We start from the raw sequence: 23,096 nt of genomic DNA, 5'->3' as shown, positions 1-23,096 counted from the left end.
AGTCCGGGAGGGGATCACTTGGAAAAAGTCGATATTTTCAAGGATATCGCTGAACGAACAGGAGGCGATATATATTTAGGAGTCGTTGGCGCTGTTCGTACAGGGAAATCTACGTTTATTAAAAAGTTTATGGAGCTCGTGGTGCTCCCGAATATCAATAATGAGGCAGATCGTGCAAGAGCACAGGATGAATTGCCGCAAAGCGCAGCAGGAAAAACCATTATGACCACTGAGCCAAAATTTGTACCGAATCAAGCGGCATCGATTCATGTGAGTGACGGTCTTGATGTCAACATCAGGCTTGTCGATTGTGTAGGATACACAGTCCCTGGTGCGCGCGGATATGAAGATGAAAATGGTCCAAGAATGATCAACACGCCGTGGTATGAAGAGCCAATCCCGTTCCATGAAGCAGCGGAAATTGGCACACGCAAGGTCATTCAAGAGCATTCTACCATTGGTGTTGTGATTACAACGGATGGTTCTATTGGAGAAATTCCAAGACATGATTATATTGAATCTGAAGAACGTGTGATTGATGAACTCAAAGAGGTTGGAAAGCCGTTTATTATGGTGATCAACTCTGTGAGACCCTATCATCCTGAAACAGAGGCGCTGCGGCAGGAACTGAGCCAAAAATATGATATTCCAGTACTCTCCATGAGTGTAGAAAGTATGAGAGAGCAAGACGTCCTTAGTGTGCTTCGTGAAGCATTATATGAATTCCCAGTCCTAGAGGTGAATGTCAACCTTCCAAGCTGGGTCATGGTGCTGAAAGAAGATCATTGGCTGAGAGAAAGCTATCAGGACTCAGTGAAGGAAACCGTAAAGGATATTAAAAGATTAAGAGATGTTGACCGTGTTGTTGGCCAGTTCAGTGAATTTGACTTTATTGAAAGAGCGGGCTTAGCAGGGATTGAAATGGGTCAAGGGATTGCGGAGATTGACCTGTACGCCCCAGATGATCTATATGACCATATTCTAAAAGAAGTGGTTGGTGTAGAAATTAGAGGGAAAGACCATCTCCTAGAGCTCATGCAAGATTTTGCGCATGCGAAGACAGAATATGATCAAGTATCAGACGCCTTAAAAATGGTGAAGCAGACGGGATACGGAATTGCGGCCCCGGCCTTGTCAGATATGAGTTTAGATGAGCCAGAAATCATAAGACAGGGATCGAGATTCGGCGTAAGACTAAAGGCGGTTGCACCATCGATTCATATGATTAAGGTAGATGTAGAAAGTGAATTTGCACCGATTATCGGAACAGAGAAACAAAGTGAAGAGCTCGTCCGCTACTTAATGCAAGACTTTGAAGATGATCCGCTTTCGATTTGGAATTCAGATATATTTGGGCGCTCACTCAGCTCCCTTGTCAGAGAAGGCATTCAAGCTAAGCTGTCGCTGATGCCAGAAAATGCAAGATATAAACTGAAAGAAACACTTGAAAGAATCATCAACGAAGGATCAGGTGGTTTGATCGCGATTATTCTATAGCATGTGAGACCTCTCATTGACAGGGGTCTTTTTTTGCGTAAGGAATGAGTCATAAAAAGACAATTGTATAAAGATTAGTCAGATTCAGGCTGAAATTAGGAATATTCGTTCGTAAAAGTGCCCTTAATCCTTGACGAATAAGGATTCTTCCCTTTAAAATGCTTGATATGGTATTTCATATGTGTTAATCTACTTACAGAAAATCTTCACTTTGTTGGACAAACATTCCTTCAAAGAGTTGTTTTCTAATGAAAAGCCATGTATACCGCTTTCTAGTCGCTCTTTTTTTCGAAAAAAGTGTATAGAAAGAAGATGAATTGTGAAGAAATGATAACAATCTACTGAATGCATATTTTTGGGAGGAGGTGAAAGGCATGAACAAGACAGAACTTATTAACGCGGTTGCTGAAGCAAGCGAGTTATCTAAAAAAGACGCGACAAAAGCAGTTGATTCTGTTTTTGATACAATTTTAGATGCACTTAAAAATGGTGACAAAATCCAACTTATCGGTTTTGGTAACTTTGAAGTACGTGAGCGTTCAGCTCGTAAAGGACGTAACCCACAAACTGGTGCAGAGATCGAAATCCCTGCAAGCAAAGTACCTGCTTTCAAACCAGGTAAAGCACTTAAAGACGCGGTGGCAGGTAAATAATCGTTATGTGTAATGATCCTATTGTAGGAGTTATACATATACAGTTTCACACTGGTCTAGAAAAGCCCCTTTCATAAGGGGCTTTTCCTTTTGAATCAAAAGGTTCGTTTAGAACGCTCTCCTTTGCTTTTAGGATCTGAAGTGTGCTAGAATCTGATTGAAATGTAATCGCCTTTGGAGGATATAATACATGAGTGAAATAAATAAAGAACTAATCGAACACGCAGTACGCGATATATTAAAAGCCATCGGAGAAGATCCAGATCGTGAAGGACTTCTTGATACCCCTAAACGAGTAGCAAAAATGTATGAAGAAGTGTTCTCGGGATTAAATGAAGATCCAAAAGAACATTTTAAAACCATTTTTGGTGAAGACCACGAAGAACTCGTTCTTGTAAAAGATATTGCTTTCCATTCAATGTGTGAACACCACCTTGTACCTTTTTACGGAAAAGCTCATGTCGCTTATATTCCGCGCGGCGGAAAAGTGACAGGACTTAGCAAGCTTGCAAGAGCTGTAGAGGCTGTTGCCAAACGCCCGCAGCTTCAGGAACGCATCACATCAACCATTGCAGATAGTATGGTGGAAACACTCAATCCGCATGGCGTGATGATTGTCGTTGAAGCAGAGCATATGTGTATGACGATGCGCGGAGTGAAAAAGCCAGGCGCAAAAACAGTGACTTCAGCAGTACGCGGTACATTTGCAAATGATGCAGCAGCAAGAGCAGAAGTGCTTTCCTTTATTAAAAACGACTAATTCAATAGATGGAAGGTGAACAGATTGAGTGAAAATAAAGCATCTGATTTTGTAGTGATTAAAGCCAATGAAAATGGTGTAAATGTCATCGGCTTAACTAGAGGCTCTGATACAAGATTTCACCATTCCGAAAAGCTCGATAAAGGTGAAGTCATCATTGCACAATTTACTGAGCATACGTCAGCGATCAAAGTAAGAGGCGATGCTGTCATTCAAACAAGCTTCGGGGAAATTCAAAGCGAAGCAAAGAAATAAATACTTGAATGCACTTGATAGCATAAAAGTGAGAGCTGATATGGTATAATAAATCTCTATACAATGTGCAGGGCTACATATGAAACTGTAATTTTTGGGACAAGGGTGATATCTTTGCAAGACATCTACGGAATTTTATCTAATCTAAATATAAAATTAAATAAAAAGCTTTCTCATCCTTATTTGGCGAAACATTTACGTGCGCCACTCATCGATGAAGATAAGCTCCTTCTTTTTCATGCAATGTTTGATGAAGCTCAAATTGATGCAGAGAAAAAAGAAAATTATATTTTAACGGCGATGCTTGTGCAAATTGCCCTTGATACCCATGACGAAGTCACAACTGCTGCAGCGATCAAACAAGACGAATTCAAAAATCGTCAGCTGACGATCCTGGCAGGAGACTATTTCAGCGGTCTCTATTATTCTCTTCTCTCTGACATGAAAGACATCTACATGATTCGCACGCTCGCAACGGCGATCAAAGAAATTAATGAACATAAAATTAGACTGTATGATCGATCCATTCAAGATGCGGCGCACTTTTACAAAAGTGTAGCAACGGTTGAGTCTGCGTTATTCCAAAGGGTTTCAGAGCATTTTCAATTAACGCATTGGAATGAGATTGCAAGTCGTTTCCTTGTTTATAAGCGTTTCATGAAACAAGCAGAAGATGACAAACATTTAAAACTTTTTTTGAACGATAGCTATACGGACGCCTATACATGTTTTGACAACTTTGAGAATGAAGGCTATGAAAAGGCCAAACGATCAATCAAGGAGCATCTTGTTTCATCTCCGGTCGTTCAAAAAGAGCTATTAAATCGCCTGGATCATATGAAAAATGAACCTGCGTATCATCAGAAAGTGGAAGAAGGGTAAGTCATGCAGCAATCAAAAGAACAGCGAGTACACGGTGTATTTGAAAAAATTTATAAAAACTATGATCAAATGAACTCCGTCATCAGCTTTAAGCAGCATAAAAAGTGGCGCGATAAAACAATGAAACTGATGAATGTTCAAAAAGGAGCCAAAGCATTAGACGTATGCTGCGGAACAGCCGATTGGACCATTGCGCTTGCTGATGCTGTAGGCGAAAAAGGTGAAGTCAAAGGCCTTGATTTTAGTAAAAATATGTTAAGTGTTGGAGAAACGAAGGTGAAGACTGGGGGCTATAATCAAATTGAATTGCTTCACGGCAATGCGATGGAGCTTCCTTTTGAGGATAACACATTTGATTATGTAACGATCGGTTTTGGCCTACGGAACGTCCCTGATTACTTAACAGTGCTAAAAGAAATGACAAGAGTCGTGAAGCCTGGTGGAATGGTTGTCTGTCTAGAGACATCACAACCTGAAATGATTGGGTTTAAACAAGGCTACTATGTCTATTTCAAATACATCATGCCGCTCTTTGGTAAACTGTTTGCCAAAAGCTATCAGGAGTATTCATGGCTCCAAGAATCAGCCAAATCGTTCCCTGGCATGAAAGAACTGGCGGCTCTTTTCGAAGAGGCGGGTCTGTCTGATGTCTCGTATCATCCATTTACGGGCGGTGTAGCAGCAACACATATCGGAAAGAAACTTTGAATAAACGATATTTGGGTGAAAATAATGAAACTAAAAGCAATGATCTCTTTTTTAAATCATGATATCGATATTATTGAAAAAGAGCTTGAACAAACAGTTCGCTCTGATTATGCATTATTAAGTGAAGCGGGTCTTCATTTGCTGCAAGCGGGCGGAAAACGAATCCGCCCCGTTTTTGTTCTCCTTTCAGGTATGTTTGGCGACTATGACATTAATAAAATTAAATATGTTGCCGTTGCGCTTGAGCTCATTCATATGGCATCGCTCGTTCACGATGATGTCATTGATGATGCAGAGCTGAGAAGAGGCAAGCCAACGATTAAGGCAAAATGGGACAATCGAATTGCCATGTACACAGGGGATTATATGTTTGCAAGATCTCTTGAGTATATGACAAAGATTAATCAACCAATGGCGCATGAAATTTTGTCAAAGATGGTCGTCGAGCTCTGTCTTGGTGAAATCGAGCAAGTGAAAGACAAATACAATATGGATCAAAACCTGCGTACATATTTAAGAAGAATCAAACGAAAAACAGCCTTGCTCATTGCAGGCAGCTGTCAGTTAGGTGCGATAGCAGCAGGTACAGATGAGAAAACACATAAAGCCCTTTACTGGTTTGGCTACTATGTCGGTATGTCCTATCAGATCATTGATGATGTGCTTGATTTCACATCAACTGAAGAAGAGCTTGGTAAGCCTGTTGGAGGAGACCTTTTACAAGGAAATGTCACACTCCCGGTCTTATATGCACTGAAGAATCCTACACTCGAAGGACAATTAAAGCTGATTAATAGTGAAACAACAGAAATGCAGCTAAAGCCTGTGATTGAACACCTCAAACAAACAGATGCGATCGACCGCTCGATTCGAGTGAGTGAAATGTATTTGAAAAAGGCATTCGAACAGCTAGACAAACTTCCTCGAGGACGAGCGAAAACGTCACTCGCTTCCATTGCCAAATATATTGGAAAACGAAAATTCTAATCAACATATTGTTGATTGGTTTTTTTGTGAAATTTTTTGTCAAAAATTGATTATTATATAAAAAAATGATACGATCACTTTGTAACAATGTAAGCCTATACATACATAAACGACGGGGTGGAGAACGTATATGGACAAAACATTTCTTATGGTCAAACCTGATGGTGTGGAAAGACAATTAATCGGTGAAATTGTGTCAAGATTCGAAAAAAAAGGGCTTCAGCTTGTTGGTGCAAAACTAATGAGTATTCCAAAAGAAGTAGCAGAAACACATTACGGAGAACATAAAGAAAAACCATTCTTCGGGGAATTGGTTGACTTTATTACGTCAGGACCAGTATTTGCAATGGTATGGCAAGGTGAGCAGGTAGTAGATGTCACAAGACAGATTATCGGCAAAACAAACCCGAAGGAAGCGCTTCCGGGCACAATAAGAGGAGACTATGGATTGACGGTTGGAAAAAACATTATCCATGGCTCAGACTCACCAGAAAGTGCTGAAAGAGAAATCAACTTATTCTTCAAACAAGAAGAACTCACAAACTGGGATCAAACCATCTCAAGCTGGATTTATTAAAATTTAAGCCAAGGTGTTCATCAAATGAGCACTTTGGCTTTTTTTATATGAATATTTCTACACGAAATTTCGCATGAGATGATACAAATTTTCGATAAAAACAGCTATACTAGGACAAAGATAGATGAGACAGGAGAGGACTTTGATGGATCAATATCAAGTATTTGTCGGGAAATGGAAAAAACTAACTGGGGTGGATCTGAATTTATATAAAGAAGCACAAATGAAACGAAGATTAACGTCACTTTATGATAAAAAAGGATATAGAGATTTTGAAGCGTTCGCGGCTGCCCTTGAAAAGGATAGAGCACTATTAGACGAGACGATGGATCGAATGACGATCAATGTGTCAGAATTTTACCGAAACTATCAGCGCTGGGAAGTGCTTGATCAAAAAATTCTTCCGCTGCTTTTGAAAAACAGCGGGACCCTAAAAATATGGAGTGCAGCATGTTCGACAGGAGAGGAGCCGTATACACTCTCAATGCTTCTATCAAGCCATCCGCTTGTGAAGGACTTCCAAATTATTGCAACTGATATTGATGATAAAGTGCTGCAATCAGCTCAAAAAGGAAGATATCATGAACGATCACTGCAAGAGGTACCAGATCAAATCAAGCAAAAATATTTCACAAAAGAAGATTCTTCATTTTACACTGTGAAGGATGAGGTGCGAAAGCACATACAATTTAAAAAACACAACCTGTTAGCAGATCCTTATGAAAAACAGCTGGATCTTATCGTGTGCCGAAATGTCCTTATCTACTTTACAGAAGAGGCAAAAGAAGAGATTTACATGAAAATGAGCAGCAGTTTAAAACCAAATGGCGTATTATTTGTTGGTTCAACTGAACAAATTTTTCACCCAGAAAAGTTTGGACTGACATCTGCCGATACTTTCTTTTATCAAAAGAAGGGGTTGTAGCTGACTTTTTAGTAGTAAGTGTGTTATCATAGTTTTACTTAAAAGCGTTAATGCGATGAAGGGAGATCGAGTCATGAGATACTTAACAGCAGGTGAATCACATGGTCCACAATTGACCACAATTATTGAAGGCGTTCCAGCGGGACTTTACATAGAGCAGGATGACATCAACTATGAATTGGCTAGAAGACAAAAAGGCCACGGCCGCGGCAGAAGAATGCAGATTGAAAAAGACCAAGCAAAAGTGTTAAGTGGTGTTCGCCACGGGAAAACATTAGGTTCTCCTATTGCACTTGTCGTTGAAAACAACGACTGGAAGCATTGGACAAAGGTGATGGGGGCAGAGCCGATCACAGAAGAAGAAGAGAGTGAAATGAAGCGTCAAATTTCACGCCCTAGACCAGGACATGCGGATTTAAATGGTGCGATTAAATATGGACATCGTGATATGCGAAACGTATTAGAGCGTTCATCAGCCCGTGAGACAACCGTTCGCGTAGCAGCAGGCGCAGTCGCTAAACAAATCTTGGCTCATTTAGGAATCAAGGTAGCTGGCCACGTTCTTGAAATTGGCGGAGTGAAAGCAGCTCATACGGCATATGAATCGATTGAAGATTTGCAAAAGGTAACGGAAGAGTCACCTGTTCGCTGCTACGACAGTGAAGCAGGCCAAAAAATGATGGATGCCATTGATGAAGCGAAGAAAAACGGTGATTCAATTGGCGGTATTGTGGAAGTCATCGTTGAAGGAATGCCGGTTGGAGTCGGAAGCTATGTTCACTATGACCGCAAATTAGACAGCAAGCTTGCAGGTGCTGTTCTGAGTATCAATGCTTTTAAAGGGGTCGAATTTGGTATTGGCTTCGAGGCGGCTTCTAAAAATGGTAGTGAGGTCCATGATGAAATCATCTGGGATGAAGAAAAGGGCTATACGAGAAAAACAAATCGCTTAGGTGGTCTTGAAGGCGGAATGTCAACTGGTATGCCAATTGTCGTAAGAGGGGTCATGAAACCAATCCCAACGCTTTACAAACCGCTTCAAAGCGTTGACATTGAAACAAAAGAACCTTTCTCCGCAAGCATTGAGCGTTCTGATAGCTGTGCTGTTCCTGCCGCAAGTGTTGTCGCAGAAGCAGTTGTGGCTTGGGAAATCGCCAATGCTGTAGTGGAGCAGTTTGGCCTTGATCAAATTGACCGCATTAAAGAAAATGTTGAAAAAATGCGCCAGCTTCAGAGGGAATTTTAATGAAAACACTGGAAGTTAAGACGTCTTCAGCCACTTATCCTGTATACATCGGTGATGGGATTAAATGCAATATCGTCGACTTGATGACTTCCACGGGGCATTCCTATACGAAGCTCTTAATCGTGACAGATACAGCGGTTGATGCCATTTACGGCGATGAAATGGTTCGATTACTTAAGCAGAAGTGGTCTGTGCATAAAGTGGTTGTGCCAAGCGGAGAGCAGTCGAAATCTTTTGCTGAGTTTGAGCATATTCATACGAAGGCTATTCAGTTTCAGCTGGATCGCTCCTCGTGCATCATTGCGCTTGGAGGCGGCGTAATTGGCGATTTGGCTGGCTTTGTTGCTGCTAGTTATATGAGAGGCATTGATTTTATTCAAGTACCGACGACACTACTGGCGCATGACAGTGCAGTTGGCGGGAAAACGGGGATTAACCACCCGCTCGGTAAGAATTTAATCGGTGCGTTTCATCAGCCGAAAGCCGTGATCTATGATACGAGCATGCTTGAGACTCTATCTCAAACTGAAATGAGGTCAGGCTTTGCTGAGGTCATCAAACACGCCCTCATTTCAAGTGAAGACTTTTTATCAGAACTGATGTCTATTCGTTCTTTGGCGGAATGTTCAAAGAGCGAGCTGGCACATATGCTGTATCAAGGGATTGAGGTCAAAGCGTCGATTGTTCAAAAAGACGAAAGAGAACAAGGCGTGCGTGCATTTTTGAATTTAGGTCATACACTTGGGCATGCCATTGAAGCAGAGTATGGATACGGCGTTATTACGCACGGAGATGCTATTGCAATCGGCATGCAGTTTGCGCTATATGTGAGCGAAAAGAAGCTGGGACTCAGCCTCAATCGGACGGAACTAAAAGAGTGGATGAAAGAACTCGGATTTCCGGTACAAGTCACTCAAGATATTTCCACGAAAACATTTGTTGACCGGATGATTGGTGATAAAAAGGCAAGAGGCGGAACCGTTCAATTTGTTTTATTAAAGCAGGTTGGGGAGGCTGTCTTGCAGTCTTTCACAAAAGATGATCTGCATCAATGGCTCGAAGAATGGAAACGGGAGGAGGGATGTCTATGATGTTTCGCGGGATACGTGGGGCTACAACTGTGACAGAAGATACAGAAACAGAAGTGTTAAATAAAACGAAACAGCTGCTAGAAGCGATTATTTCAAGAAATCAAGTAGATCCAGAACGTGTCGTGCAGATCTTAATTTCAGCTACACAAGATATTCACTCCGTTTTTCCGGCAAAAGCCCTTCGTCAGTTTGAAGGGTGGACGTATGTGCCTGTTACTTGTATGCAGGAGCTGGACATTCAAGGCGGTCTAAAGCATTGTATTCGCGTTTTAATGACGGTCCAAACAGACACAAAGCAGGAAGATGTGCAACATGTGTACTTGGAAGAAGCTGTGACGCTTCGCCCTGATTTACAGTTGACAAAAAACAAGGAATTATAATACGATATGAACAGCCGAAGTTTACACACAGGTGTAAACGGCATTGCAAGTTTAGAGAAGATGAGAATGAGACTAGGGTAGTTGAGATGAGTAGAGTTGAGCAGAGATACGATACGTCTATTTCATCATACTGCCTAAAAGAGCACCCCTCTTTTAGGCTTATTTCGTATACTCATACAAACCCTCTATATGTCCCCTCATTCTCCTTAATCCCATTTAAGGAGTGTGCTTATGAATTCCCAATCAAATTTGACCCAATTTTTAAGGGACAGTGAGTCCCACAAAACGATTCCAATTGTTGAAACCATTACAGTTGATACGCTCTCACCGATTCAAATTGTCGAAAAACTCAAGGCAGATATTGTGTATCTACTAGAAAGCAAAGATGAGTCTTCTAGCTGGTCGAGATATTCCTTCATCGGATTACATCCTTTTTTAACCTTACACGATGACCAAAACGAATATATTGCACGTGACGCTGCTGGGCAGGAGGTCATGAAAAAACAAGAACTGAAAGACTTATTAGACTGGATGAAAGAGCAATATCAAATCAAGACACCGGATGTTGACATCCCGTTTACAGGCGGGGCAGTTGGGTACTTAAGTTACGATCTTATTCCAAGCATTGAACCCTCTGTCAGGCCTCACCTAAGCGCACCAACGACAGACAATTGTACTCTATTTGTCTGCCAAACGATGATTGCCTTTGATCATGAAACGAATCATGTTCATTTTATCCAATACACCCAGCTAACCGGAAATGAAACAGAAGACGAAAAAATACGAGCTTACAAAGAAAATCAAAAGCGGCTTGAACAGATGATTCACAAGCTCCATACAAAGGTCGATATGAAAGAACTGATTTTATCAGGGAATATGAACGAATCACCGTCCTTTGAACATGTGACATCAACCTATGAAAAAACACAATTTCTAAAGGACGTAGAAAAAATCAAAGAATACATTCGAGCGGGTGATATTTTTCAAGGCGTACTCTCACAGCGCTTTGATATCCCAGTGTCAGTGAGTTCATTTGAATTATACCGTGTGCTTCGCATTGTGAATCCATCTCCATACATGTATTTTATGAAATTAAAAGACCGTGATTTAGTCGGAAGCTCACCAGAACGATTAATTCATGCCAAAAATGGGCACCTAGAAATTCATCCAATTGCAGGCACTAGAAAAAGAGGAGCAACAAAAGAAGAGGACGCCGCACTGGCAAGAGAGCTGCTAGAAGATGAGAAAGAAAAAGCAGAACATTACATGTTAGTAGATCTAGCCAGAAATGATGTCGGCCGCGTAGCAGAATATGGCAGCGTGTCCGTACCGACCTTTACAAAAGTTGTGAACTTTTCACATGTTATGCACATCATCTCCATTGTGACAGGGAAGTTAAAGCAGGATACACACCCAGTTGATGCACTCATGTCCGCATTTCCAGCAGGCACATTAACAGGGGCACCGAAAATAAGAGCGATGCAATTATTAAATCAAATGGAGCCTGAGCCAAGGGAAACGTATGGCGGCTGTATTGCCTATATTGGATTCGATGGTAATATCGACTCTTGTATTACCATTCGCACCATGAGCGTCAAAGATCAGACCGCTTCCATACAAGCAGGCGCTGGCATTGTCGCAGATTCTGTTCCAGAAAATGAATGGGAAGAGACGTGTAACAAGGCAGGAGCGCTTCTGAGGGCCATTCAGCTTGCTGAACATATTTTCTCAGAAAAGGAGAGTGTGCAGGATGAATCAGCGACTATCAGCTCTTGTTAACGGAGGCTTCCTATCAGAAAATGAAGCACATAGACTAATGTATGATATGATGAGCGGCTCTTTAACAGATGCTGAAGTCGCTGCAAGTCTATCGATTTTAGCGCATAGAGGAGAAACCGCTGAAGAAATGACAGGCTTCGTGAGGGCCATGCGTCAAAAATCAGAACCAGCGGAAAGATCGCTTGATGTCGTTGACACATGCGGCACAGGAGGCGATGGACTCTCCACATTTAATATATCAACTGCAGCTGCTATTGTAGCTTCTGCCGCTGGTGCTAAAATCGCAAAACACGGAAATCGCTCAGTCTCTTCTAAAAGCGGAAGTGCCGACGTGCTAGAGTGTCTTGGGATTCACATTCAATCCACTCCAGAAGAAACAAGAAGGCAAATACAAGAAAAAAACATGGGCTTTTTATTTGCACCACTGTACCATTCATCTATGAAACAAGTAGCAGCAGTCCGCAAGCAGCTTGGTTTCAGGACGGTATTTAATCTATTAGGACCGCTTTGTCACCCGATGCAAGCCAAAAAGCAAATCATCGGTGTGTATGCAAAGGAAAAGGCAAAATTAATGGCGGAAGCCCTTGCTCCATTAGAGCCAGAGCATGTCCTGTTTGTATGCGGGGAAGACGGGCTGGATGAATTAACGATTACAGCCAATTCATATGTGATTGAACTCAAAAAAGGTGCCATGACAGAATATACGCTAAACCCAGAAGACTTTGGACTGGAAAAAGGATACTTATCAGATATTCAGGTCCAATCACCGGAAGAGAGCGCGAAATTGATTCAGAATATATTGAATCATCAAACAGAAGGGGCGCCGCTTCATATTACAGCTCTGAATGCAGGCGCGGCTTTATATATCGCAGGCAAGTCAGAAAGCCTCATGGCAGGAACATTAAAAGCGTTAGAAACGATTAAAAACGGTGCAGCCAAAGAACAATTGGCTCGTTTAAAACAAAAAAAGAAAGAGGATGAGATCTATGCTTAATCAAATCATTGCACGCAAAAAAGAACATATCCAAACGTTGCAGTTACCTCATGATGGACACTTTGAAAGACGATCATTTAAAGAAGCACTCATGAACCCTCACCGCTCGATTGGGCTGATTGCTGAGGTGAAAAAGGCATCTCCTTCTAAAGGAATCATTCAGCCGAATTTTGATCCTTTGCAAACAGCAAAAGCATACGAAAAATCGAATGCTGATTGCTTATCAGTCTTAACAGATGAACCATATTTTCAAGGGAAGAACGAGTATCTTTCATTAATTAAAGAACACGTCGCACGTCCAATTTTAAGAAAAGACTTTATCATCGATTCCATACAAATAGAAGAGTCAAGACGTATCGGTGCAGATGCCATTTTATTAATTGGAGAAGTACTTGAACCGCAACAGCTGTATGAATTCTATGCTGAAGCGAAGGAAAAAGGACTAGATATTCTTGTTGAAGTTCATGCAGCAGATACACTGGAACATATCTTAAACCTATTCACCCCCGAAATCATTGGCGTGAATAACCGAAATTTAAAGACATTTAAAACAACAGTTGAGCAAACAAAAGAGATTGCACCACTTGTTCCAAAGGATGTCTTACTAGTAAGTGAAAGCGGTATTCAGACATTTGATGATCTAACCTTTGTCAAAAAACATGGAGCGAGTGCTGTCCTTGTAGGTGAATCATTAATGAGAGAACCCTCACAAGAAAAAGCCGTTCAGACGTTATTTGGAGAATGACCACGATGAAGCCTTTTTTAAAATATTGCGGGGCGGTCTCACTAGAAGATGTAGAATGCATTGCGCAATCTCAAGCAGATGCGATCGGATTTATTTTTGCTCCAAGTAAAAGACAAGTCGATCCAGATCAAGTGAAACAATGGCTCACCGATTCGCAGTGCAGGAAAAAGATTACTGGTGTATTTGTAAATGAAAAAATCCAAAAAGTGTGCGACATCACAAAGCATATTCCTTTAGATATCGTGCAGCTGCATGGAGATGAAACACGGGAGGATGCAAAAGAAATAAAACAACAAACAGGGGCGGTAGTGTGGAAAGTCTTTCATTACGATCGTGATATAAAAGAAACACTTGATCAAATGACGGCATTTGCGCCGTTTGTCGATGGTTTTCTCATTGATGCGAATGTAAAAGGGATGAGAGGCGGTTCTGGCACAGCTTTTACATGGGAAGCGGTACCTGTATACAATCAGCAAGCGAAACGACTGGAGAAGACATGCATCATTGCAGGCGGAATAACACCAGAAACACTGCCAGAGCTTCTTGCCTATGGCCCAAAAGCGATCGATCTTTCAAGCGGCATAGAAGAAAACGGGAAGAAAAGCAGCGCTATGATCAAAGCGCTCGAAGAAAGGATGTTAAACGATGTACGCATATCCAAATGAGCTTGGCAGATATGGAGAATTCGGAGGGAAATTTGTTCCCGAGACGCTCATGCAGCCACTCAAAGAAATAGAACAAGCATTTAACGAATTAAAAGAAGACCCAGCTTTTAAGCAAGAATATCTTTCTCTATTGCAAAACTATTCAGGCAGACCGACTGCGCTGACATATGCTGATCAATTATCTGCATACCTCGGCGGCGCAAAAATCTATTTAAAAAGAGAAGATTTAAACCATACAGGTGCTCATAAGATCAACAATGCACTTGGTCAGGCACTGCTTGCAAAAAAAATGGGGAAATCAAACATCATCGCGGAAACAGGCGCTGGACAGCACGGAGTAGCAGCTGCAACGGTGGCCGCCAAGTTTGGATTATCGTGCACGGTATTTATGGGAAAAGAGGATGTGGAGAGACAATCTCTCAATGTATTCCGAATGAAACTACTTGGCGCTGAAGTCATACCTGTCACAAGCGGAAACGGCACATTAAAAGATGCAACGAACGAAGCGATCCGTTATTGGGTCCAGCACTGTAGTGATCATTTCTATATGATCGGTTCAGTTGTAGGACCTCATCCATATCCCCAAATCGTCAGTGAGTTCCAGCGGATGATTGGTGATGAAGCAAAAGAGCAGATGCTTAAAAAAGAAGGCAGGCTCCCACATAAAGTCATTGCTTGTGTCGGCGGCGGAAGTAATGCGATTGGAATGTACCGAGCGTTTTTGGATGATGAAATTGATTTGATTGGTGTAGAAGCCGCTGGAAAAGGAATCGATACCCCGCTTCATGCAGCAACCATTACGAAGGGGACAAAAGGGGTCATTCATGGATCTATGACCTATTTAATCCAAGACGAATTTGGTCAGATTATTGAGCCCTATTCCATTTCAGCTGGTTTAGATTATCCCGGGATCGGACCAGAGCACGCATATTTACATGCAAGCGGCCGGGTTCAATATGTGAGTGCTACAGATCAAGAAGCATTGGATGCACTAAAGCTGCTGACAGAAAAGGAAGGAATCCTACCAGCGATTGAATCAGCACACGCTTTAGCCAAGGCGTTTGAGATGAGCAGGACGATGAGTGAAGATGAAATCATCCTTGTCTGCCTGTCAGGAAGAGGAGATAAGGATGTGCATACATTAATGAATGTGCTTGAAAGTGAGGGCAAAATCAAATGATCACATTTCAATTAGAGCAAGGCGAGAAATTATTCATCCCATTTATTACGGCAGGGGATCCGTCAGAAGAAATCACGATCGATTTAGCTTTGTCCCTTCAAGCAGCCGGTGCACATGCGATTGAGCTAGGTGTTCCTTATTCCGATCCGCTAGCAGACGGTCCTGTCATTCAAAGAGCCTCCAAAAGAGCTCTAAATCATGGCATGAATATCGTAAAAGCGATAGAATTAGCAGGGAAGATGAAAAAAAACGGTGTAAAAATTCCTGTAATTCTATTTACGTATTATAATCCTGTGTTACAATTAGACACAGAATACTTTTTCGCTTTACTGCGCAAAAATCATATTTCGGGACTCTTAACACCCGACTTGCCTTTTGAAGAAAGCAGTGAGCTGCAAAAGAACTGTCAAACATATGACATTTCATATATTTCGCTCGTTGCACCAACCAGTAAGGAACGATTAGTAAATATAGTAGAGCAGGCAGAAGGTTTTGTGTATTGTGTTTCATCTCTTGGTGTAACAGGTGTCAGACAAACCTTTGACGAATCGATTACTGATTTTATTCAACAAGTGAAACAGCTGAGTCACATACCGGTTGCGGTCGGTTTTGGCATCTCAACAAGAGAGCAGGTAGACTCAATGAATAAACTGAGTGACGGCGTCGTTGTAGGAAGTGCACTTGTGAAAAAAATTGAAGAACTTCAGCATCAATTGTTAGCAAGTGATACTCGTCAAGACGCTTTAAGAGAATTTGAAACCTATGCAAAAACATTTAGTCCCCTCTATTCATTCAAATGAGGTGAAACTTTTGCAAATCAAAGATCAATTAAAACAACTAAAACCGTATCAACCTGGGAAACCAATTGAAGAGGTCAAAAAAGAATATCAATTAGACAAAATTGTGAAATTGGCTTCAAATGAAAACCCTTTTGGATGTTCCGCACATGCAAGAGAGGCGATACAAGCTGAGCTTGAACATTTAGCGATTTATCCAGATGGATACAGCGCAAGTTTAAGGACAGAGCTTGCTGAGTTTCTTCAAGTAAATGAAAAACAATTAATATTCGGGAATGGCTCAGATGAACTTGTGCAAATTATTGCTAGGGCATTCCTTGACCAACATACAAATACCGTCATCCCAGCTCCGTCTTTTCCGCAATATCGTCACAATGCAATCATTGAGCGGGCAGAGATTCGAGAGGTGCCGCTTTTAGACGGAGGAGCTCACGATCTGAAGGGCATGCTGGATGCGATTGATGAGAACACGAAGGTCGTCTGGGTATGCAACCCGAATAACCCGACGGGAAATCATTTGTCAGAATCTGAGCTTGTGGCGTTTTTAGATCAAGTACCAGCTCATGTGCTTGTAGTACTAGATGAAGCATATGTCGAATACGTTCGTGCGGAAGACTTTCCGAACAGCTTATCTTTATTACACAACTATCAAAATGTTATCGTACTCCGTACGTTTTCTAAAGCGTATGGACTGGCCGCGCTTCGAGTAGGCTATGGCATTGCATCAGAAGAGTTGATTACTGCGATTGAACCAGCGAGAGAGCCGTTTAATACGAGTCGTATCGCTCAGGCAGCAGCTCGTGCAGCGATAAAAGATCAGGACTTCATTCAATCATGCAGACAAAAAAATGGAGCAGGTCTCAAGCAATATCAAGAATTTGCTGACCGTTTTGGACTATTTATTTATCCGTCTCAAACAAACTTCGTGCTGATTGATTTTAAAAGAGATGCAGATGAATTATTCAATGCATTATTGAAAAAAGGCTACATTGTTCGTTCTGGTAAAGCACTTGGTTTTCCAACGTCTTTACGTATTACGGTCGGAACAATGGAGCAAAATGCAGAAATTCTAAGTACACTTGCTGATTTAATGCAAGGCATTCGTGCGTAGCATAACCATAAAGTCATATCCTTTTACAGGATATGGCTTTCATTGTACCAACCTCATACATATAAGCTGTTGAAATGGCTTTTTTAATTTTCGCGAAAAAACAGGTGATGAACATGAATGATGCAAATGAAACAATATTAATCGCTGGACTTGGTTTAATTGGAGGTTCCATCGCACTGTCGATTAAAAAAGAGTATCCTCATAAAAAAATTATTGGATACGATGTGTCCAAAGAACAAATGGTTGCAGCAACAAAGCTGGGTATCATTGATTTAGCAGCTGATTCATTTGCGGCAGGTTTGGCTGAATCTGCGACTATTATTTTGGCAACACCAGTTCAGCAAACAGTCAAGATGCTTCGTGATATTGCAAACTCTGGAATTGAGAGAGAGCTCACAATTACCGATGTTGGCAGCACAAAGCAAAAGGTCGTCGATTTTGCTGAAAAAACGCTTCCTAAGCACTATCAATTTATTGGTGGACATCCAATGGCAGGCTCTCACAAGTCAGGTGTTATAGCAGCGAAAGACTTTTTATTTGAAAATGCGTTCTACATTTTAACGCCGGCAAAGGAAACAAACCGAGAGGCTGTTGATCGTTTGAAGGGCTTGTTAAAGGGGACAAATGCTCATTTCATTGAGATGACCCCAGAAGAACATGATGGTGTAACAAGTGTGATTAGTCATTTCCCTCATATTGTTGCAGCCAGCCTTGTGCATCAAGCACATCATTTTGAAGAACAATTCCCACTTGTCAAACGGTTTGCTGCTGGAGGCTTTCGTGACATTACACGTATTGCGTCAAGCAACCCTGCAATGTGGCGAGATATCCTTCTGCACAACAAAAACAAGATTTTAGACCGGTTCCATGAATGGAAAAAAGAGATCGACCGCATTGAGACCTTTGTACAGCAAGAAGACGCTGAAGGCTTGTTCTCTTATTTTCAAGAGGCAAAGGAATATCGTGATGGACTTCCTCTGAGGAAAAAAGGTGCCATTCCTGCTTTTTATGACCTTTATGTGGACGTTCCAGATCACCCTGGGGTCATTTCGGAGATTACAGGACATTTAGCAAATGAGAGCATCAGTATTACGAATATCCGTATTATTGAAACGCGGGAAGACATTAATGGGATTTTACGCATTAGTTTTCAAACAGAAGACGACCGTAAACGTGCAGAGATCTGTATAAAAAATAGAGCGAATTACGATACATTTTATGCTGACTGAGGTGACAAAGATGAAAATTCATAAACATGCTCCTATGAATGGAGTCATTCATATTCCAGGTGATAAATCCATTTCTCATCGATCAGTGATGTTTGGAGCAATTGCTGATGGGACGACAGTGGTGAAAAACTTTCTCCCTGGAGCTGACTGTTTAAGTACGATTGATTGTTTTAGAAAAATGGGCGTTGAAATTGAACAAAAAGGGACAGATGTTGTGATCCGTGGGAAGGGGCTGAAAGAGCTCAAGGAGCCGTCTGACGTCCTCGATGTCGGGAATTCTGGTACAACCATTCGATTAATGATGGGAATATTAGCTGGTTGTGAGTTTCACAGTACACTGATCGGTGATGAGAGTATTGCTAAAAGACCAATGCAGCGAGTAACAGGCCCACTTAAACAACTAGGAGCGAAAATAGATGGCAGAGCAAACGGCGAGTATACGCCGCTTTCTATTCGTGGCGGCCATTTAAAAGGTGTCTCATATGAGTCTCCGGTGGCAAGCGCCCAAATTAAGTCCGCTGTCCTTTTAGCAGGTCTTCAAGCAGAAGGAACAACAACATTAACTGAACCGCATAAATCAAGAGATCATACAGAAAGAATGCTCTCTATGTTTGGTGTGAAACTAGACGAAGATGAACAAAGTGTTTCCATTGTAGGCGGTCAAACATTAAAAGCAACAGATATATTTGTTCCTGGAGACATCTCCTCAGCTGCATTTTTCCTTGTTGCTGGATCTATTGTTCCTAACAGCCGAATTGTCTTAAAAAATGTCGGGCTAAACAAAACAAGAACGGGTATTATTGATGTTCTGAAACAAATGGGTGCGAATCTTGAGATCAATGAAGTAGATGCAAAAGGCGGAGAGCCATATGGCGATTTAACGATCTCTACCTCTTCATTAAAAGGCATCGAAATTTCTGGTGATATGATTTCAAGACTTATCGACGAGATTCCAATTATAGCGCTTCTAGCGACACAAGCAGAGGGAACAACGATCATTAAAGATGCTGCTGAGTTAAAAGTAAAAGAGACCAATCGAATTGATACAGTCGTGTCAGAACTTAAAAAACTCGGTGCTGATATTGAAGCAACAGATGATGGTATGAAGATTCATGGTAAAACCACGCTTCAAGGCGGCGCTGTCGTGTCAAGTTACGGAGATCACCGAATCGGTATGATGCTTGGGATTGCCGCATGTATCACAAAGCAAGCGGTTGAGATTGAAGATACAGATGCTGTACGCGTCTCATACCCGAATTTCTTTGAACACATTGAATACTTAACCAAAACAGTCTGAGGATGTCCTCAGGCTTTTTCTTTCCTTTTGCATATTTGTAAGGAATATAGCATAGCTTGTCTCAAGATGAAACCTGGAAAAAAATCATTTTATCTGATCAAAAAATGAATTTCAGGTGTTTTCAGTTTACAAAACTTCCGTTTCGTAAAGGATGAAATGAAAACCAGTCTTTAAAACACAAAAATGGGTTCATTTTAAAAGTGCAACATATTTGCTGGATGAGTACCTGTCGATTATGATATGAAGTAACAATAGTTTAGGTTTTTGGAAAACAGAAAGGAACGGTTTGATTTGAATAGTTCATTACAAGAAGCCATAAAATTAGTTGAGGCGGGTGAGACTGAAAAAGGACTTCAAACACTTGCTCAGGCAGAAAAGCATTTGCATGATGAAGAAAAGGCGCAGGCAGCTCAGTTATATTATGATTGGGGAGATATCGATAAAGCGAGAAATCTCATCAGTGATTTACATGATTTATATCCAGAGGAAACAGGGTTAACATGTTTTTATGCAGAACTGCTGATTGACTCTGATGAAGAAGAAAAGGCGATTTCGGTATTAGAGACGATTCCTGAAGATGATGATGCCTATCCAGAGAGCCTACTGTTAATGGCAGATTTGTATCAAATGCAAGGACTATTTGAAGTCAGTGAACAAAAGCTCTTAAAAGCAAAAGAGTTGCTTCCGAATGAAGCCATTATTGATTTTGCGTTAGGTGAATTGTATTTTTCTCAAGGTCTTTCAAAGAAAGCGGCCGACTATTTCTACAAGGTCGCAGATCAACAACATGAGGTTGGCGGCGTCAATGTTTATCAGAGGCTCGCTGAATCACTCAGCACAGCTGGAGAATTTGAAGATGCGCTTGAATGGTACGAAAAGGCAGTGAAAGGTCAAACAGATCCGAATACACTTTTCGGCTACGGATTTACAGCGATGAGGGCTGGCCGAACGAAAACAGCCATTCAGCAGCTTTCAGAACTAAAAGATATTGATCCATCTTATTCGTCTCTATACATGCCTTTAGCGAAAAGTTATGAGGAAGAAGGACTATATCACGAGGCTTTAGAGGTAGTAAAAGAGGGTATTAAAATTGATGAGTATAACAAAGAATTATATTTATATGGTGCAAAGATTGACTTGAAAAATGGGGATTCAGAAGATGCGAAAAAGCTACTTCAAGAAGCACTTGCTCTTGATCCAGGATATATTGAAGCGATTCAAACATTGCTCGCGATCTATTTAAATGAAGAGCTTTTTGATGAAATTCTGGATGTCATAAAAGAGGTTAAAAGCTTTGGGGAAGATGATCCAAAATGGAATTGGTATGCTGCATCTGCATCTGTTGGACGAGAAGAATACAAAGAAGCAGCTGAGTACTTCAAGCTGGCTCTGCCTGATTTTGATGAAGAACGTGACTTTTTATATGAATACGCATCGTTCCTTTTAGAAGAAGGCAGACAAAAAGAAGCATTGCCGTTATTACGCAAAGTTCTTCAGAAAGATGGCACGAATGAAGAAATCGAAGAAACGATTTTAAGAATTGAAGACGAAATTTCCTTATAGTTTGCAGGAATGAAGAACTGGTTTGTTGAATAATTCATGTATAGCAATTTAATTTACGATAGAGGAGGGAATAACATGCAGACCCCTGTTTCTGTCAATGAAAAGAAGGAATTCATCCGGTGGTTTTTAAACCATTATCAGTTAAAGCGAAGAGAGTGTGTTTGGATATTAAATTATTTAATGAGTCACGACTCTTTGATGGAAAAGGTTCATTTTGTAGAGCAAGCAGAATTTTGCCCAAGGGGAATCATTATGTCAACACACTGTGTTGATGAAGTTCCCTTTAGATTTTATAAAGAGAATATCATGACGACAGATGCTGAAAAGTCATTCCATGATATTCGTTTGAATAAACAGCAAGATTTGTTTATTCAATTGAATTTCCGTTCTGCTTATCGTTCGCCGGAATATGCAGCTGTGCTTGAAACAAATCCTCATATTCCAAAGGATCTTTCTGAGAACGAAAAAGATAAGGATCTGGCGGAGAAAGTGCTTGAACACTCGATTGCAACTTTCCAAAAAGAACGGCTTATGAAAGAGATAGATGAAGCACTTGACCGTCATGATCAAGAAACATTTAATAAGTTAGCAAGAGAATTAAGCCTATTGTCATAAACTGAACGAATAAGCCTTGCCCTATCCAGGCAGGGCTTATGTCATGAAAGAGGGGAAATTGATGAAGTTTCAAGCGGAGGATGCAGATCGCTTTTTGCAATCTAGAGATTACATTGATACCGCTATCATTCCATTAGTTGGAATAGATGTGAATCAAATCAAACAAACCGTATCTTTAGGGGAGTTTACCATTCTTGTAACAGAGGAACTTGAAAGACAGCTGAAAGGGCGGGTCTTTCTTTTTCCACCACATACATATGTAGAAGCCAATGACCGAAAACTAGAAGACATCTTCACGATGAAGCAGTCGCTAGAAGATCATTTTCAGCATGTTGTGTTGATCTCATCTGATCACCAATGGAAAGAGCATGCGGCGGTTAGTGAATCACTATTTTTGTTAAAGCCAGTTCCACTTGAGCATTTAAAGGTAGAATTAAAGCAAAAAATTGTTCAAGACAGTGTAGAACAAATTTTGAACTTTTTGTTACAAAAGTGGAACCCTTCATAAAAACCCTTACATTTGCATTGTACATAGCTTTTTAGGATGTTGACCTTGTGAATAGATTGATATATTATGAGGGTGTCCTAGTTTTATGAAATTTTTTCTAATTCAGTTATAAAGTAGCTGACGACCTGAGGGGGGGAGAAAAAAATGAGCGAGAAGAGACATGGAGTGTCCAGACGTCAATTTTTGAATTACACGTTGACCGGCGTGGGGGGATTTATGGCCGCTGGAATGCTCATGCCTATGGTTCGCTTTGCGCTTGACCCTGTGCTAAAAGGAACAGAGGATCAGGATATGGTTCAAGTTGTCAGTGTAGATGAACTGACGAAGGAACCGAAGCGCTTTGACTTTAAAATTGATCAAGTAGATGCATGGTATGAGTCAAAGGAATCTAGGTCAGCATGGGTGTACAAAGAAGGGGATGAAATTGTCGCTTTATCGCCTATCTGTAAACATTTAGGATGTACAGTGAACTGGAACAGTGATCCAAAAAATCCAAACAAATTTTTCTGCCCATGCCACTATGGGCTGTACGACAAGGATGGTACAAACGTACCCGGAACTCCGCCACTTGCACCGCTTGACCATTATAAGCAGCAAGTGAAGGACGGATACCTCTATCTTGGAAAAGCTGTGCCGAAAGGGGAAGGGTAAC

The 23,096-nt window shown here is 41.1% G+C and carries 25 protein-coding genes; all 25 read left to right on the top strand.

The window, feature by feature from the left end; all coding sequences use genetic code 11:
- Positions 1-18: 18 nt before the first annotated feature.
- The 25 genes from spoIVA to NST39_RS10855 all read left to right on the top strand — a co-directional run bounded on the left by spoIVA (position 19) and on the right by NST39_RS10855 (position 23,095).
- Entirely contained in the window at positions 19-1,497 is a 1,479-nt protein-coding gene (gene spoIVA, locus NST39_RS10975) for a stage IV sporulation protein A (RefSeq protein ID WP_003215616.1), read from the top strand.
- Positions 1,498-1,871: 374 nt separating this feature from the next.
- Positions 1,872-2,150, top strand: a complete 279-nt coding sequence (gene hbs, locus NST39_RS10970) for a non-specific DNA-binding protein Hbs (RefSeq protein ID WP_003215863.1) — start codon at positions 1,872-1,874, stop codon at positions 2,148-2,150.
- A gap of 190 nt (positions 2,151-2,340) precedes the next feature.
- Complete coding sequence (gene folE / locus NST39_RS10965) at positions 2,341-2,910, top strand: GTP cyclohydrolase I FolE (RefSeq protein ID WP_003215789.1); 570 nt, start codon at positions 2,341-2,343, stop codon at positions 2,908-2,910.
- 24 nt (positions 2,911-2,934) lie between these two features.
- Complete coding sequence (gene mtrB, locus NST39_RS10960) at positions 2,935-3,165, top strand: trp RNA-binding attenuation protein MtrB (protein ID WP_003216082.1); 231 nt, start codon at positions 2,935-2,937, stop codon at positions 3,163-3,165.
- 114 nt (positions 3,166-3,279) lie between these two features.
- Positions 3,280-4,047, top strand: a complete 768-nt coding sequence (locus NST39_RS10955; RefSeq protein ID WP_003215666.1) for a heptaprenyl diphosphate synthase component 1 — start codon at positions 3,280-3,282, stop codon at positions 4,045-4,047.
- Between the two features lie 3 nt (positions 4,048-4,050).
- Entirely contained in the window at positions 4,051-4,755 is a 705-nt protein-coding gene (locus NST39_RS10950) for a demethylmenaquinone methyltransferase (RefSeq protein ID WP_341028417.1), read from the top strand.
- 24 nt (positions 4,756-4,779) lie between these two features.
- On the top strand, positions 4,780-5,742 hold the full coding sequence (hepT, locus tag NST39_RS10945; protein ID WP_282061285.1) for a heptaprenyl diphosphate synthase component II: 963 nt from the start codon (positions 4,780-4,782) through the stop codon (positions 5,740-5,742).
- A gap of 130 nt (positions 5,743-5,872) precedes the next feature.
- Positions 5,873-6,319, top strand: coding sequence for a nucleoside-diphosphate kinase (ndk, locus tag NST39_RS10940; protein WP_003216015.1), 447 nt, complete (start codon positions 5,873-5,875; stop codon positions 6,317-6,319).
- A gap of 145 nt (positions 6,320-6,464) precedes the next feature.
- A complete protein-coding gene (locus tag NST39_RS10935; RefSeq protein ID WP_065098310.1) occupies positions 6,465-7,244 on the top strand; it encodes a CheR family methyltransferase in 780 nt (259 codons plus the stop codon).
- A 73-nt stretch (positions 7,245-7,317) separates the two neighbouring features.
- Complete coding sequence (gene aroC, locus NST39_RS10930; RefSeq protein WP_012010383.1) at positions 7,318-8,490, top strand: chorismate synthase; 1,173 nt, start codon at positions 7,318-7,320, stop codon at positions 8,488-8,490.
- A complete protein-coding gene (aroB, locus tag NST39_RS10925; protein WP_217012302.1) occupies positions 8,490-9,581 on the top strand; it encodes a 3-dehydroquinate synthase in 1,092 nt (363 codons plus the stop codon). Before aroC ends, aroB begins: the two co-directional genes overlap by 1 nt.
- A complete protein-coding gene (aroH, locus tag NST39_RS10920) occupies positions 9,578-9,961 on the top strand; it encodes a chorismate mutase (protein WP_034661065.1) in 384 nt (127 codons plus the stop codon). Before aroB ends, aroH begins: the two co-directional genes overlap by 4 nt.
- A 231-nt stretch (positions 9,962-10,192) precedes the next feature.
- Positions 10,193-11,740, top strand: coding sequence for an anthranilate synthase component I (gene trpE, locus NST39_RS10915; RefSeq protein ID WP_113767366.1), 1,548 nt, complete (start codon positions 10,193-10,195; stop codon positions 11,738-11,740).
- The gene (gene trpD / locus NST39_RS10910) at positions 11,712-12,734 is read left to right on the top strand and encodes an anthranilate phosphoribosyltransferase (protein WP_341028411.1); all 1,023 of its coding nucleotides are present in this window, start codon (positions 11,712-11,714) and stop codon (positions 12,732-12,734) included. The genes trpE and trpD overlap by 29 nt, the downstream gene beginning before the upstream one ends.
- The gene (gene trpC / locus NST39_RS10905; RefSeq protein ID WP_268485814.1) at positions 12,727-13,479 is read left to right on the top strand and encodes an indole-3-glycerol phosphate synthase TrpC; all 753 of its coding nucleotides are present in this window, start codon (positions 12,727-12,729) and stop codon (positions 13,477-13,479) included. Before trpD ends, trpC begins: the two co-directional genes overlap by 8 nt.
- A 5-nt stretch (positions 13,480-13,484) precedes the next feature.
- Positions 13,485-14,144, top strand: coding sequence for a phosphoribosylanthranilate isomerase (locus NST39_RS10900; RefSeq protein ID WP_341028409.1), 660 nt, complete (start codon positions 13,485-13,487; stop codon positions 14,142-14,144).
- Positions 14,125-15,324 (top strand): tryptophan synthase subunit beta, encoded by a 1,200-nt coding sequence (gene trpB / locus NST39_RS10895; RefSeq protein WP_341028408.1) that lies wholly within the window; start codon positions 14,125-14,127, stop codon positions 15,322-15,324. The genes NST39_RS10900 and trpB overlap by 20 nt, the downstream gene beginning before the upstream one ends.
- Complete coding sequence (gene trpA, locus NST39_RS10890) at positions 15,321-16,124, top strand: tryptophan synthase subunit alpha (RefSeq protein WP_341028406.1); 804 nt, start codon at positions 15,321-15,323, stop codon at positions 16,122-16,124. Before trpB ends, trpA begins: the two co-directional genes overlap by 4 nt.
- Before the next feature lie 10 nt (positions 16,125-16,134).
- Positions 16,135-17,232, top strand: coding sequence for a histidinol-phosphate transaminase (gene hisC, locus NST39_RS10885; RefSeq protein ID WP_341028404.1), 1,098 nt, complete (start codon positions 16,135-16,137; stop codon positions 17,230-17,232).
- A gap of 113 nt (positions 17,233-17,345) precedes the next feature.
- Positions 17,346-18,461, top strand: coding sequence for a prephenate dehydrogenase (locus NST39_RS10880; RefSeq protein WP_341028403.1), 1,116 nt, complete (start codon positions 17,346-17,348; stop codon positions 18,459-18,461).
- 10 nt (positions 18,462-18,471) lie between these two features.
- On the top strand, positions 18,472-19,758 hold the full coding sequence (gene aroA / locus NST39_RS10875) for a 3-phosphoshikimate 1-carboxyvinyltransferase (RefSeq protein ID WP_341028402.1): 1,287 nt from the start codon (positions 18,472-18,474) through the stop codon (positions 19,756-19,758).
- A gap of 291 nt (positions 19,759-20,049) precedes the next feature.
- Complete coding sequence (locus NST39_RS10870; RefSeq protein ID WP_341028401.1) at positions 20,050-21,321, top strand: tetratricopeptide repeat protein; 1,272 nt, start codon at positions 20,050-20,052, stop codon at positions 21,319-21,321.
- A 75-nt stretch (positions 21,322-21,396) separates the two neighbouring features.
- A complete protein-coding gene (locus NST39_RS10865) occupies positions 21,397-21,936 on the top strand; it encodes a ReoY family proteolytic degradation factor (protein WP_341028399.1) in 540 nt (179 codons plus the stop codon).
- A gap of 61 nt (positions 21,937-21,997) precedes the next feature.
- Positions 21,998-22,444: a YpiF family protein gene (locus NST39_RS10860; RefSeq protein WP_044141115.1), complete on the top strand. Its 447-nt coding sequence runs from the start codon at positions 21,998-22,000 to the stop codon at positions 22,442-22,444.
- Between the two features lie 144 nt (positions 22,445-22,588).
- On the top strand, positions 22,589-23,095 hold the full coding sequence (locus NST39_RS10855; RefSeq protein ID WP_007500911.1) for a ubiquinol-cytochrome c reductase iron-sulfur subunit: 507 nt from the start codon (positions 22,589-22,591) through the stop codon (positions 23,093-23,095).
- Position 23,096 lies beyond the last annotated feature (1 nt).

The organism is Bacillus sp. FSL W8-0645 (genome assembly GCF_038007905.1).
Lineage (GTDB): Bacteria > Bacillota > Bacilli > Bacillales > Bacillaceae > Bacillus > Bacillus pumilus.
This window is presented reverse-complemented; position numbering and strand designations above follow the sequence as displayed.

Excerpts from the sequence above, each read along its gene's own strand:
- folE (WP_003215789.1), top strand. The coding sequence starts at position 2,341 with ATGAGTGAAATAAATAAAGAACTAATCGAACACGCAGTACGCGATATA.
- hepT (WP_282061285.1), top strand. The coding sequence starts at position 4,780 with ATGAAACTAAAAGCAATGATCTCTTTTTTAAATCATGATATCGATATT.
- aroC (WP_012010383.1), top strand. The coding sequence starts at position 7,318 with ATGAGATACTTAACAGCAGGTGAATCACATGGTCCACAATTGACCACA.
- NST39_RS10860 (WP_044141115.1), top strand. The coding sequence starts at position 21,998 with ATGAAGTTTCAAGCGGAGGATGCAGATCGCTTTTTGCAATCTAGAGAT.
- NST39_RS10935 (WP_065098310.1), top strand. The coding sequence starts at position 6,465 with ATGGATCAATATCAAGTATTTGTCGGGAAATGGAAAAAACTAACTGGG.
- aroA (WP_341028402.1), top strand. The coding sequence starts at position 18,472 with ATGAAAATTCATAAACATGCTCCTATGAATGGAGTCATTCATATTCCA.
- trpE (WP_113767366.1), top strand. The coding sequence starts at position 10,193 with ATGAATTCCCAATCAAATTTGACCCAATTTTTAAGGGACAGTGAGTCC.
- NST39_RS10900 (WP_341028409.1), top strand. The coding sequence starts at position 13,485 with ATGAAGCCTTTTTTAAAATATTGCGGGGCGGTCTCACTAGAAGATGTA.
- trpD (WP_341028411.1), top strand. The coding sequence starts at position 11,712 with ATGAATCAGCGACTATCAGCTCTTGTTAACGGAGGCTTCCTATCAGAA.
- NST39_RS10950 (WP_341028417.1), top strand. The coding sequence starts at position 4,051 with ATGCAGCAATCAAAAGAACAGCGAGTACACGGTGTATTTGAAAAAATT.
- trpC (WP_268485814.1), top strand. The coding sequence starts at position 12,727 with ATGCTTAATCAAATCATTGCACGCAAAAAAGAACATATCCAAACGTTG.
- NST39_RS10880 (WP_341028403.1), top strand. The coding sequence starts at position 17,346 with ATGAATGATGCAAATGAAACAATATTAATCGCTGGACTTGGTTTAATT.
- aroB (WP_217012302.1), top strand. The coding sequence starts at position 8,490 with ATGAAAACACTGGAAGTTAAGACGTCTTCAGCCACTTATCCTGTATAC.
- aroH (WP_034661065.1), top strand. The coding sequence starts at position 9,578 with ATGATGTTTCGCGGGATACGTGGGGCTACAACTGTGACAGAAGATACA.
- ndk (WP_003216015.1), top strand. The coding sequence starts at position 5,873 with ATGGACAAAACATTTCTTATGGTCAAACCTGATGGTGTGGAAAGACAA.
- hbs (WP_003215863.1), top strand. The coding sequence starts at position 1,872 with ATGAACAAGACAGAACTTATTAACGCGGTTGCTGAAGCAAGCGAGTTA.
- trpB (WP_341028408.1), top strand. The coding sequence starts at position 14,125 with ATGTACGCATATCCAAATGAGCTTGGCAGATATGGAGAATTCGGAGGG.
- NST39_RS10855 (WP_007500911.1), top strand. The coding sequence starts at position 22,589 with ATGAGCGAGAAGAGACATGGAGTGTCCAGACGTCAATTTTTGAATTAC.
- trpA (WP_341028406.1), top strand. The coding sequence starts at position 15,321 with ATGATCACATTTCAATTAGAGCAAGGCGAGAAATTATTCATCCCATTT.
- NST39_RS10865 (WP_341028399.1), top strand. The coding sequence starts at position 21,397 with ATGCAGACCCCTGTTTCTGTCAATGAAAAGAAGGAATTCATCCGGTGG.